Source organism: Butyrivibrio sp. AD3002, from assembly GCF_000420905.1.
Classification (GTDB): domain Bacteria; phylum Bacillota; class Clostridia; order Lachnospirales; family Lachnospiraceae; genus Butyrivibrio.
Genome location: NZ_ATVV01000049.1, coordinates 1 through 13,100 on the forward strand (window position 1 = coordinate 1; position 13,100 = coordinate 13,100).

Genomic DNA, 13,100 nt, shown 5'->3' on the forward strand with positions numbered 1-13,100 from the left:
TCAAGATTCAATTTGCTGCTGTCATGTATCTCGCAGCCTTCCTTCGCATAGTTTAAAAGCTGCGGGTTCACAAGTGATCCGGCATAAATAATTACGTCGGCTTCCTCTATAAGTTTTTTACCCCGAAGGGTTATAAGATCCGGTGCTCCCGGGCCTGCGCCTACAAAATGAACCATGTTACCTCCAAGTGGTTGTATGAATCCCCTCATCCGGCACTTCGTGCCACCTGTCTTCGCTCCGCTTCGGTCCGCGCTGAACCGACGGTCTACGTTCCACTCCGGTCGTTGCTAAGCACTCGTCCCCCGGACGAGTAGCAACCCCGGACGTCGAGCGCCCCCAGGGGGAAGGCATTATATATTCCCAAAGGGGAAGGCATATATTAAATCTTTAAAATTATCTGTTTGGACAAGCTCCGTGTTTTCGTTTGAAAAGACGATCACCTCAACCTGGATTCTGTTATCAGCCCAGGCTTCCATGTTCTCTTTTATTCTTCCAGCCATCTCGGGAAATACTTTGTCTGCTATACCGGCCTGAGTAATGATCCTTACTGCTTCATCGGTCATGACACACTCTGAAAGTTCTTTATCGAGGTTCATGTATTTCCTTGAAATATCAGCAAGTATCTCCATCCTGTGGTCGCCGTACTTTGAATGAGTATTTTTTATTCCTCCTGCGACCTTTACAAGTTTACCGATATGGCCTGCAAATATAAGCTTTTCAAAGCCTTCATCAAGAGCAATGCGAACTGTATCATAAACAAAGTTGGAACTCATTACGGGAAGAGACTTATCAATTCCGTACTTTTCTTCAAGAAACGAAAGTCCGTAATTTCCCGGAGCTGCAAGCAATATAGGATATCCTTCTGCTTTTCTTACCCTTGTTTCAACCTTGATGGTTTCTATAATTGCATCATCACTCATAGGCTCCACTATTCCCGTGGTGCCAAGAATTGATATTCCGCCGGTTATTCCCAGCTTAGGATTGAAGGTTTTCTGAGCGAGCTCAGCACCTTTAGGAACCCTTATTATTACAGATAGTCCTGTATCTTTAAGTCCGTATTCTTCCAGGGTACTTTCCAGATTTTCTCTAATCATTTTCCTTGGTACGGAATTTATTGCAGCCTCGCCGATTTTTTGATCAAGCCCCGGTTTTGTAACTCTTCCTACTCCTTCGCCGCCGTCGATAGTTATTCCTGCTTCGCCTGTAAGAGTCACTTTTGAATAAATAAGCGCTCCCGTTGTAACATCAGGGTCATCTCCGCCATCCTTTACAACGGCGCAGGATACGCTTTTTTCAGATCTTTCTATATCAAGTATTTCTGCGGTATAGACCGGGCCCTTGGGTGTCCTTATACTTACATTATTTATTTCTTTGTTTGTGAGAAGCATAATGAGGGCTGCCTTAGAGGCCGCGGCAGCGCAGCTTCCGGTGGTGAATCCGCATCTTAAATTTTTTCCGGCTTTTTCAATATATAGGTCAGGCATGGTCCCCTCATCCGGCACTTCGTGCCACCTTGTTTTTCCCCTCATCCGGCACTTCGTGCCACCTTGTCTACGCTCCGCTTCGGTCCGCGCTGAACCGACGTCCCCCGGACGTCGAGCGCCCCCAAGGGAAAGGCTGTAACTATTCTTTGCCTTCCCCCTCTGGGGGAAGGTGGCGCGTAGCGCCGGATGAGAGAAAGGCTTTAATTTATGTTATATAAGATAGAGTTGCAGATTGCGGCGGCGACGCCACTGCCTCCCTTCCTTCCTCTGTTAACAATAAATGGAACATTAGAGTTTATAATAAGTTCCTTGGCTTCAACAACATTAACAAAGCCTACCGGAACGCCTATTATCAGTTCCGGTCTGAAATTTGCTGTTTCATCATTCATGAGCTCCCACAGCTTAACAAGGGCCGTTGGAGCGTTGCCAATCGCAAATATCAAAGGCGCGTCTATCTTCGCTGCCTTTTCCATACTTACATAGGCTCTGGTAACCTGTCTTTGTTTTGCTTCAATAGCCACCTCTTCGTCAGCCATAAAGCAGTGAACTTCACCGCCATATTTTGCAAGAGTCTTCTTGCTTATTCCGGACAGCGCCATGTTTGTATCAGTGACAATATGCGCACCTCTCCTTATGGCGTCCTTTGCCTTTTCAATAACATTATCAGAAAACATTAGGGTATCGGCATACTCAAAATCTGCGGTAGTATGAATCACCCTAATTATCGTAGGTTCTAACTCCTCCGGAAGAGTTCTTCCCGCTTCTTCAAGTTCACTTTTTATTATTCTGAAACTCTCCTTCTCAATGTCGGAAGGAAGTATATGTTTTATATTCATTATCTGTTTGTCCCGATTGCATTATATATAAGCTTCCAGTCAAGGCTTTCTTTCAAAACATCGGCAAGCCTGTTTAGTTCCCTATTCTGTCTGACATCAGCGGGTTCAATATTTGGAACTTTAGAAGTAATTCCTTTTTTCTCATATAGAATCTCAAGTATTTTTTCGCTAAATTCAGGAGTATCGAAAATACCGTGGATGTAGGTTCCAAGCGCATTTTTTCCTGTAATTACCGGAGTATTCTCATCTATTACAGGGCTGTTTTCATCTGCGTAATTCGAGGCAGAAGCATCCATAAAGCTTTCACCCATGTGAATCTCATATCCGGAAATATCTGTTCCTGAAAGTCTTTCAAATATTCCGCTTAGTTTTCCTATTTTAGATTTAGTCTGCCTTAAAGTTTTGTCTTTTTTGAATTCAGTGAAAATCGGAAGAAGTCCAAGTCCTTCCTCATCGCCTCCTCCTTCTTCACCTGAGATGTCCCTGACGCATTTTCCAAGCATCTGAAATCCACCGCAAATTCCGATTATCGGAGCGCCATCGTTATGCTTTTCAATAATCTTATTTGCAAGGCCTGACTCTTTTAACCATCTAAGATCAGCCAATGTATTTTTCGTTCCGGGTATGATCACAAGGTCACAGTCATCAATATCCTCCGGAGAATTTGCATATATAAGACTTACTTCCGGCAGGCCTTCAAACACTGAGAAATCTGTGTAATTACTTATAAAAGGAAGCCTTATCACGCAGATACATATCTTGCTCTCATCATCACTCTTTCTTTTCGAGATTTTAAGTCTCTCCGAGACGCTGTCTTCCTCATCTAGATCAAGCGGGACAAACGGAACTATTCCTGCAAACGGAATGTCGCAGTATTTAGAAAACATGGTTAGCCCCGGCTCCAATAGTGAAACATCACCTCTGAATTTGTTTATTATCAGCCCTTTAATTCTGCTCTGTTCCTCGGGTGGCATAAGCTGCACTGTTCCAAGGAGCTGGGCAAAAACGCCACCGGGATCAATATTTCCTGCAAGCAAAACCGGGGCATCAAGAATCTGGGCAAGTCCCATATTAACAATGTCGTTTTCTCTTAGATTTATCTCAACAGGACTTCCCGCTCCTTCAATAACTATTATGTCATTTTCAGAGGATAGTTTCTCGTATGCCGCCTTTATATCAGGAATAAACTGTGTTTTTTTTCGGAAATACTCTGCCGCCTTCATGTTTCCATAGGGAACTCCGTTCACAATTATCTGAGAGGTTGTATCCCCCATGGGTTTAAGTAATATGGGATTCATATCCGCAGAAGGACTCTTGCAAGACGCAGCAGCCTGAAGAGCCTGGGCTCTTCCTATTTCCTTACCGTCAATCGTAACGAAGGAATTAAGGGCCATATTCTGTGATTTAAAAGGCGCAACACTAAAGCCGTCCTGATATAAAACTCTCAGGATTCCTGCTGTAAGTATGCTTTTTCCTGCTCCGGACATTGTGCCCTGGATCATTAGGTTCTTGGCCATGCTACCCCTCGTTTAGTTAAGTTTATGGAAGAATTCCGTGTCGGTTTCTTGATTCGTTATAATTTTATTTAAGTTGTCGATTATAGTGCCGGTTTTGTCGGCATATTGGTACAAGGATTTATCTGTGTAGAATACAGTTCCATCATTAAAAGCTTTGAAACTTGCAAAGGTTGGATCTGTATCCATGAGGCTTTGCAGTGACTGCGGAACCTCTTCTATGGAGGTGTTATAAATAAGAATGTCAGCGTTTTCAGCATAAGCATAAAAGCTTTCAGTACTTATTGTTACCTGGGAATTTGCCTTTTCGTCATCCTCACTGCTTGGCGATAGATACTTTCCTCCGGCTATCTCTACCATTTTTGAAAAATAGTCATTCTTTTTCCTTGTGACAATCTGATGGTTGGAATTAACCGAAAAGATTACCACCGTTTTTTCGGTGTTCTCAAATTCGTTTAAGGCCTCTACAAGTTTTTTCTGCTCTTCAAAAGCATCCAATGCTTCCTTCTCTTTTCCCGCGATGAGTCCGTAAACCTTCACCCACTCGCACCGTCCGAGAGGATCATTCTCATAGCTCGACCTGTCTATGAAAACCGGTATACCAAGCTGTTCTATCTTCTCCTGAGCCTTCGGAACATGAAGTATCATTGTGTTTTCAATAGCAAGATTGATGTCATCAGCTACCATTCGTTCATAATCCGGTGCGCTGTATTTGCCACCATAGATAAGAGTTCCTTCATCCATGGCTTTTCTGGCGGATTCAATGTACCAGTCATCCTTATCTATTCCTGAAAGGTAAATGTCCTGCACAGAAGAAATTGCGTCAAACTGGCACATAACTCCTGAAGCTGCAAGATATATTCTGTCCATAGGTTTTTTTAAGATAATTACATCATCACCTACATTCTCAGAATAATCCTTATCCTCCGGAACTATAAGATAGTTTCTGCCATCATCGACACTTATTACAGCGAAGTCATCACTGTATCTGTGAATTGCAAAATTCTTCGCATAGCTGTTTTCATCAGTAGATATGTAATCCGGTCCGTTCAATTCAGGAGCCTTACTGATATTATTGCCACCAACGCTCCCGTTTGATGCTTCGATTTCGTTCTTCCCATCTGAAGCATCATCTAATGACTCATTCTGCTTCGTAATAGAGAATCTGATTACATAATCAATAAGATGAGGCTTGCTCATTGCCACGGTATCTGCCTGAATCTGCATGTCCTTTTCAAGAACCACGGGAATTATAAACTCAGAATTCCCTTCAGTATTAACCGGATAATAAGTATTGCCATTCACTATCATGTAATCATAATTGCTACTGCTCCAGGTGATATCCGCGGTCGCTTTTCCTCCGTTAACAGTAATCCGGCACGGACTTTCAATATGAGCCTTTCCGCTGCCTCCCGATAAAGTAACGGATGCGGTATATTCCCCATCGGAAATACTACCGCATCCTGCCATAATTACCGCGATCAGCAGGAACAGCATTGTATATTTAACTAATGAAATAAATTCCCGCTGCTTTTTCATAAAAGATTATTTAATCACCGCTCCTGTATGCTCGACGTAAATGCTCTGAACATCTGCAATACCGCCAAGTCCTGCAATCTGACAATCAATGCTCTCAAAAGAGCCGTCTGCTTCGAAGCCGCTCTTCCATGAATCCTCGTCATCACCTGCCATGTCATTATTTGCATGATCACCTGCAACAACCATAAGAGGACGAAGAATTACCTTCTTGTAACCATTTTCCTTAACCTTATTAATAACTTCTGTTAATGCAGTCTCTTCAGGCTCACCTTCAACAGTTCCAATGAACACATTCTCATAGCCAAGTTTATCCATCTGTGTCTGCATCTGGCTATATGTAACCTTAGCTGTATGTGATGTACCGTGTCCCATAAATACAAAGGCTGTGCCATCTTCTTTTGCTGCATCAAGGCTGTCAAAGCCGGCTGTCTTCACAGCTTCTGAAGTAATAGCCTTAGCTACGGCTTCTTTATCTTCATTTATCTCGGTTGCATCTTTTCCTACTTCACCAAGAAGAGGCTCCGCTATAGCAACCGTTTCGAATTTATCCTTATAGGATTCAACCACCTCGGTGAGCTCATCATACTCTGCGCCATGCATAAGATGTGTGGGCTGTACTACGAGATTTTTAACTCCGTTGTCCACTGCTCTCTGCATAGCCTGTTCCATGTTATCGATCTTTTCGCCGTCTCTTGCGTTAACGTGGTTGATGATGATCTGTGCTGTGAAGGCACGTCTTACTGACCAGTCGGGATATGCCTTTGCCAGTGCTTTTTCTATACCACCGATGTCCTCAGCTCTGCTGTCATTGAAGGAGGTTCCGAAGCTGACAACTAACAGCTCATTCTCGCCGATATCATCACCATTGAGCGGATCGTCCTTGGAAGCATCGCCTGTATCTCTTCCGAAGTAATCGGGATCAGCGTCTTCACCCTCTACCATTTCCTTCTGCTCATCAGTAAGGGCATCCCACGCTTTCTTAGCTTCCTCGCAAAGAGAGTCTGTCTCCTCACTCCAAGTCTGTACATATATTGAATCAATAAGCTCTGCTACTTTGTCTGCCGCCACTTTGTCGTCTCCTGCTTCTGCATCTTCACTCTGAACATCAGATACTGTTACCTCATGATCATACCACTTACCCTTTGTTCCAATGAGTGCAAGCTGGAAGGGCTCATCAATTGCAGGAACGGGTACGTCAAAACCGTAAACCTCTTCTGTTGTTCCATCTTCGTAGGTAACGCTGTCTGTTGTGGGCTCAAGAAGAACTGCTCCATCCTTTTGTGCATCCTCAGCTGTTCCGGGGAACAGATTAACAATGTTCTGAGAAGGAAGTGTGATATGAATTGTCATCTCACCGTTTTCTACCTTGAGTGTCCCTCTATCATCAAGTGCTTCATTAATATGGAACATAGAACCGTCCGTTGTAAACTTAGCGCTGTAAGTTCCATCTTCAAGAGCACTGTCAGAAGACTCTCCTACTTCCTCTTTTACTTCTTCAAGTGCTTCCTCTGCTGCTTCCTGCACTTCTTCAGCAGCTTCTGTAGCCGCTTCCTGTACTTCATCTGAAGCTTCTGCAGCTGCCTCATTTACAGCTTCCTCACCTGCACTTGCAACTTCGTTTACTGCTTCCTCCGTTTCCTTGGAATCGCAGCCTGCCATAGCAGATGCGACCATCATTGCAGCCATTATGACTGCGAGTGTTCTTTTTTTCATAATTGTTCTCCTTTACAATTAAAAAGTCCTCACCGAAGCGAGGACTAATTTGCGCACAAAATATAAGCAAATGCATTGCATTTACCTACAGGCTTCGTACGGTCAATTCCTCGTGACCTGATATGAAATAATATCGTTCATATCCTTGTACGACGACAGGCAGGTCTCCCGGCTGATTGATTCCACAGTTGTTATCCATTAACTGATAAGATTTTCGCTGCTGCGCTTTTTCTGCCTTCCCGGATCACTCCAGTGACATATTAGAAAAAGCTCTCAAAACACGGTGACGAGATCGTGCGGGATTCACACCCGCTTCCCTTTTCACTTGCGCAGCCTAACGCCCGCAAGCACCTTCCGTCTTATTCAATTTACATTCACATATAATAGCACACTTATATGATCTGCTCAAACACTAATACAATGGGGGACCTCCAAAAATTGTACCTGGTCCCCCGTTTATAATAAATCCCTCTATTCTGCTATTTTTATTTACTAGCTCTTACATCTTGTCACAGACTATCAGTTTTCCTTGAAGTAGCTGATTGTCTTTGTAAGATCATCTGCAAGAGACTGAAGCTGTTCAGCTGATTCATTAATAACCGTAAATGTAGCATTCAGTTCCTGCATGGAAGCATTGGTTTCCTGTGTTGATGCTGCATTTTCTTCTGATATAGCTGACAGATCCGCAATTATCTCAATCAGCTGATCCTTTGCAGAAGTAAGCTGCTTAGCAAGCTCTGCTATATTGTCAGCACTTGTTGATACATTAACCACGTTGGATGCCATTGTCTGCATGTTTTCCTTGGTTGTTTCAAGCTGCTCAGATTGTTGTCCGAAATTCTCATTCAGCTTCTGCATTACAAGAACGGATGCTTCTGAATCTGCAACCAGCTGATCAACAATCTTCTTGATCTCATCAGCGCTCTTACTGGACTGCTCAGCAAGCTGTCCAATCTCTGTTGCAACAACCGCGAAGCCTTTTCCTGCCTCACCTGCTCTTGCTGCTTCAATTGAAGCATTAAGCGAAAGAAGGTTGGTCTGTGAAGCAATACTTGTAATAGCTTCGGAGAAAGTAGATATTGATTTAGCCGATTCATTTGTGGAATCGATTGTCTCACCGATCTCCTTAACTGATGTCTGCACCTCTGAGCTTGATCTGATCAGATTGTCGAGAGCCTCCATCGCCTGGTCGCAGGCACCCTTCATCTCGGTTGCATAGCCATCAAGCTGCTCAACGTTATTTGCAATATTCTCAATATCGTTTCCGATATTCTGTGTATTGTTTGCTGCATTTTCAATGCTGTCTGCCTGGCTTACAGCACCCTTTGCAATCTCGTCAACCGCAGTACTTACAAGTCCTGAAGCTTCGGTTGCCTGTCCTGCTGAAGTAGAAAGCTCGCTTCCTTCACGTTTCAGCTCATTAGACATTTTTACTGTCGTTCTGATGACATCTCCAAGCTTAGTACTAAGTGTCTGCGCTCCATCAGCTAGAATACCAAGTTCATCCTTCCTGGCAATAGATTCCTTGTCAATATCAAGATTAATTTGTCCCTGTGAGAGTTTATCAAGTTCTGCCGCAATCCCCTGCATCTTTGCAGATATTTTGTTTGCAATAACAAATCCTGTAATTGCAAGAATTAATACTATAAGAATAGTAATGATAGAAAGAAGAAGTATTACATTTGTTATAGCAGATGTAATATCATCACTTTTTCTTCCGGAAAAGACCATACCGATAATAGAACCATCAGTATTTTTCATGGCTACGTAATAGCCCATGTATTTCTTGCCTTCTATTGTGAGGTTATCGGCATAGTAATCACTCCCACCTTTTAATGTAGTACTAATAACAGCATCCGATGCCTTCGTGCCTACAAGACGTTCATTGGTTCCGGATTTCAATATTGTCGTTATTACACGTGTATCACCATAGAAAATGGTATAGTCTATACCAGTCATTCCATGAAGTTCATCCATCAAATCCTGGTATTCATCAAATACCTCTGTCCCGCCTTTTGTCAAAACTTCATTATCATAGGCCCAGTCACCATCCCAGACACTGTTCATCTCACTTGCAAGATGCTTAGTAGTTGCCTTTAATTCTTCTTCTGCAAGTTTTTTATAAGCTTTATTTATCTCAAAACCACTGATAAGGTTCAGTATAATACCAATGCCTATAAATGAGCCAACAGCAATATAGATAAGCTTATATATTAATTTCTTTTTACGGGTAACGGGTGCTTGATTTACATTTGACATAGAAAAAATCCCCCTCTCCAGACAAACGAAAAACCGAAAGAAAATTCTCTTATTAAATCTTATAATAGCGTACAAATTTATACAATATTATGTAAGCCCATATTATGCGGTTTAATAATGTTTTAAGAATTTGAAAAGAAGTTTTTTATAATAAAATTGTCACACCATAATATATGGTTAAGTGATAACTAATGCAGTGATTACATTGATAATTGCATTTGTCTTGATTTCAAGGTATAACTAATCCCTATCTTTACCTTTATTCAAATCCAATATTTTAATTCAATGTAAAGACCTTGAAATCACCTGGCTACATATAATTCTCAGTCTTTTTATATTTTTTTAATGCAGAGTTGTTTGACGCCCTCCCCGACCCATTTTAAACTAACTCTTGATATTACTTTTACCAAATAACCTTATTTATTCTGAAATAGACTTAAAAAATCATACCTGGAGGGTAATTGAGTTATGTTAAAGAAACTTCTTTCAATTATGGCCAGCGCTACTATAGCGGTTTCAAGTGCTTTCTTTATCTTTCCAACTGCTATTACAGTAAAGGCTATTGTAACAGGTCCTCATATTAATGTAGCTGACAAAACATATTCCATTGCTGCAGGTTCGGATGCCACTAAACAACTATACGCATATAGTGATACTGCTGAAATAGATTCAAACCTAATTAGCGGCATTACATATACATGGACCAAAACTGATCCCCAAAATATAATTTCCGAAGTTTCAACCAATACATATCAGTATGGTTCTTTTCTATCAATAACTATGAGTAATATCATAACAGATCCTAACGCAACCGCTACCATAACTATTACCGGAACCTATAATACAAGTCAGACTATTACATCAGATGTCACTGTCGCTGTAAAACCCACTTACCATATCACATTTGATCCGAACAATATTAATTTTACTAAGGGAAAAGCTGAGACAAGAACAGTTACCACCACTTTCTCAGAAGATATGTCTGGTAAAAACGTCACTTATAAATGGAAAACCAACGATGTTGGAATAGGTCTAACCAATGACACAACTTCAGCTGTCACTATAACTTATCATGGATATACAGATAATAGAGACCGCGATGATGAAGGCATAGTATATTTTTCTGTCAAGGTAGACGGAAAAGATGTTGAGCTTATTAATGCCACTACCGGAAGTGTGATTGAAGAAGGCTTTTATTATAATGTGTTACCTGATGATAGTTCCAATGAAAAACCTTCTACCCCTACTGATCCAGGTAATTCCGACACAAGTAACCCGCCTTCAGATTCTGGCAATTCAGGCAATTCCGAACAATCAGAAACTGATGGCATCCAATCGGGACAGACATCAACCCTGACATCAGGCACTACTGTAACAGGAAATCCAGACGGAGTAAGTGTTACTGTTACCAAAACTGCTAATAAAAAATCCGTTAAAATTGTTTCTACTGTAACTGTTAATAGAAAGCAATACAAGGTTACAAAGCTTTCTGCGGGTGCCATTTCCGGAAAAAAAGTTAAGAATGCCACAATTATTGCGGCAAATCTTACGTCTGTAAGTCCCAAAGCATTTAAAGGTGCAAAAAAGCTGCAAAAAGTCGTAATCATAGGTGTGAGCAGAAATTCTAAGATTGCAAAGCAAATTGTAAAAGCTGCTCGCAAGGTAAATAAGAACGTAATGATTATTTATAAAAAATGATTAATATTAAAATGCGTCGGGGATATTTGCCCGACGCATTTTCCATAAATTCCAATTTAAATAATTATTTACCAATCTTCTTAAGCTTTACTGAAGACATTCCAGACTTCTTCATAAGCTTCTTATACTTCTTATAGTTAGCCTTAGAAACCTTTACTACAAGCTTCTTGTCATTCTTGCTGAATGCTTTTTTACCGATTGAAGTAAGTGAAGCAGACTTAATTGTAACGGTCTTAAGCTTTTTGCTCTTTGCAAATGCTGATGCTCCGATAGTCTTCACGTTTGCACCAACTGTAACGCTCTTAAGCTTAGAGCAGTTATAAAGAGCCTTATCAGCTACTGAAGTTACCTTATACTCAACATTCTGGTGTGTTACGCTGTCAGGAATATTTACTGACTTAACCTTCTTATCTGTAACTGTTACAAATGAAACCTCACCGTCAGCAGTTACTTTGTATGAATAGCCATTCTCTTCGAATTCTGTATCAAGAGCAGCTGTCTCTACTGTTTCTGCCTTCTTCTCAGTCTCAGGTGCTTTCTGTTCAGTCTCAGTAGCCTTCTGCTGATTTTCCTTCTTCTCTGTTGAAGGAGCAGGTGTTTCTTCCTTAGTTGTCTTCTCTTCCTCTTTTGCAGGTGCGGGAGCAGGTGTCTCTTCTTTAGACTTTTTGTAATTTTCACCAAAATTTATTATGAGTATAAAATAAGGCTCACCATCTTCAGTACTTGCTTTAGCATTATACATGTATTGAGCGCCAAAGAAAGGCATCTCTAAATCAACATCATTTTTTGTGCCAGCTCTCAAGCTGCTTCTTGTAATTACTGTTTTAAATACACCTGAAGCTGCTTTTGCATCAAACTCTGTTGCATTTTTATCAGTTGTAAAATGTATTATCTGCCCCTTTTGGCTATCAATAATTATATCACCCTCAGCATTAATAACATTGCCATTGCTGTCCTGTGTTTTTCTGTCATAGGATATCGTAAAAAGATTATTGTAATAATTCATCGCATTGATAAATACGATATTTTTTTCTTCAGGACTCAAAGATCTTAATAATACATCATTATCCAGATCCTCAGATGAAGGCTGCTCTTTATTATATCTATAGATCCTGTTCTCGGAAAAATCCATTTCGACTGTATCTGTATATACCTCTTCAACAGTATCATTTGCTTCCTCAACAACAGTATCATTGACTTCTTCGGCTGCACTAGCCTGTGTCCCAACGAATGAGAGCATACTTGTTGCTACTGCAAACGCCATAAGCGTGTTGCAAATTCTCTTAACTACTTTTTTCATTAGTCCCTCCATTAAATAATTTAGTTGTCCCCTCAAGCCTTAAACATAATACGATATTACGTATTTCTAAGCAATGCATTTTTTTACTAAAAAAGCGCCGGTATTATCCGACGCTTTTGTATTACTTTATCTTCTTAAGCTTTACAGAAATTTTTACCTTCTTAAGCATCTTCTTATATGATTTGTAACTTGTTTTAGGAACTTTAACTACAAGCTTCTTAGAATTCTTGAAGAATGCTTTCTTGCCGATTGTCTTAACTGAAGCAGATTTAATTGTTACGTTCTTAAGCTTTTTGCATTTAGCGAAAGCGGAAGCACCGATTGAAGTAATATTTTCACCAACAGTTACGCTTGTAAGCTTCTTGCAACCGCAAAGTGCCTTATCAGCAATAGCCGTTACTTTGTAGGTATTGTTCTGGTAAACAACTGTATCCGGAATAGTTACTGTCTTAGCTGTCTTATCTGTAATTCCAATAAATGCAACCTCATCAGCTGATGTTACTTTATATGAATAACCATTGTCCTCAAACTCAGTATCAACAGCAGGAGTTTCTACAGTCTCATTCTTCTTTTCTTTTGCAGGCTCTGTAGCTGTAGCAGATGTCTTTTCCTCTGCTTTGTTTTCTGCAGCCTTGTTCTCTTCTTTATTAAGTGGCTCCTCTTTAACAGGTGTGGGAACATCTGAGGTTTTCTCTTCTGAAGGCTTCTCCTCTTTTGCAGGTTCTTCCTTCTTCTCTTCCTCTACTGCAGGAGCATC

At 40.9% G+C, this 13,100-nt stretch carries 10 protein-coding genes and 1 riboswitch; of the genes, 1 reads left to right on the top strand and 9 read right to left on the bottom strand.

All coding sequences use genetic code 11. The annotated features are described in order from the left end of the window. From G596_RS26035 to G596_RS0119520, 7 genes are all read right to left on the bottom strand, one after another. On the bottom strand, window positions 1-176 hold a 176-nt coding region (locus G596_RS26035; RefSeq protein WP_044929203.1), incomplete at its 3' end, for an SAM-dependent methyltransferase. Window positions 177-350: 174 nt separating this feature from the next. Continuing rightward, window positions 351-1,529 (bottom strand): cobalt-precorrin-5B (C(1))-methyltransferase CbiD, encoded by a 1,179-nt coding sequence (gene cbiD, locus G596_RS0119495; RefSeq protein WP_242829222.1) that lies wholly within the window; start codon window positions 1,527-1,529, stop codon window positions 351-353. Between the two features lie 155 nt (window positions 1,530-1,684). After that, a complete protein-coding gene (locus G596_RS0119500; protein WP_022763485.1) occupies window positions 1,685-2,320 on the bottom strand; it encodes a precorrin-8X methylmutase in 636 nt (211 codons plus the stop codon). Continuing rightward, on the bottom strand, window positions 2,320-3,837 hold the full coding sequence (locus tag G596_RS0119505) for a cobyric acid synthase (protein WP_022763486.1): 1,518 nt from the start codon (window positions 3,835-3,837) through the stop codon (window positions 2,320-2,322). Before G596_RS0119505 ends, G596_RS0119500 begins: the two co-directional genes overlap by 1 nt. 12 nt (window positions 3,838-3,849) lie before the next feature. After that, on the bottom strand, window positions 3,850-5,373 hold the full coding sequence (locus tag G596_RS23105) for an ABC transporter substrate-binding protein (protein WP_022763487.1): 1,524 nt from the start codon (window positions 5,371-5,373) through the stop codon (window positions 3,850-3,852). 6 nt (window positions 5,374-5,379) lie between these two features. Further along, window positions 5,380-6,525: a sirohydrochlorin cobaltochelatase gene (locus tag G596_RS23110; RefSeq protein ID WP_044929207.1), complete on the bottom strand. Its 1,146-nt coding sequence runs from the start codon at window positions 6,523-6,525 to the stop codon at window positions 5,380-5,382. A gap of 702 nt (window positions 6,526-7,227) precedes the next feature. Further along, window positions 7,228-7,456, bottom strand: a riboswitch (cobalamin riboswitch). A 149-nt stretch (window positions 7,457-7,605) separates the two neighbouring features. Next, window positions 7,606-9,345 carry a methyl-accepting chemotaxis protein gene (locus G596_RS0119520; RefSeq protein WP_022763489.1) on the bottom strand — a complete coding sequence of 580 codons (1,740 nt, stop codon included), beginning with the start codon at window positions 9,343-9,345 and terminating at the stop codon, window positions 7,606-7,608. A gap of 468 nt (window positions 9,346-9,813) precedes the next feature. Here G596_RS0119520 and G596_RS0119525 point away from each other — a divergent pair, with 468 nt between their 5' ends. Further along, on the top strand, window positions 9,814-11,043 hold the full coding sequence (locus tag G596_RS0119525; RefSeq protein ID WP_022763490.1) for a hypothetical protein: 1,230 nt from the start codon (window positions 9,814-9,816) through the stop codon (window positions 11,041-11,043). A gap of 64 nt (window positions 11,044-11,107) precedes the next feature. Here the strand turns inward: G596_RS0119525 and G596_RS0119530 are convergent, their stop codons facing one another. Together G596_RS0119530 and G596_RS0119535 are read right to left on the bottom strand one after the other, a co-directional pair. Continuing rightward, window positions 11,108-12,343 (bottom strand): leucine-rich repeat protein, encoded by a 1,236-nt coding sequence (locus G596_RS0119530; RefSeq protein ID WP_022763491.1) that lies wholly within the window; start codon window positions 12,341-12,343, stop codon window positions 11,108-11,110. 121 nt (window positions 12,344-12,464) lie between these two features. Further along, on the bottom strand, window positions 12,465-13,100 hold a 636-nt coding region (locus tag G596_RS0119535), incomplete at its 5' end, for a leucine-rich repeat domain-containing protein (RefSeq protein ID WP_022763492.1).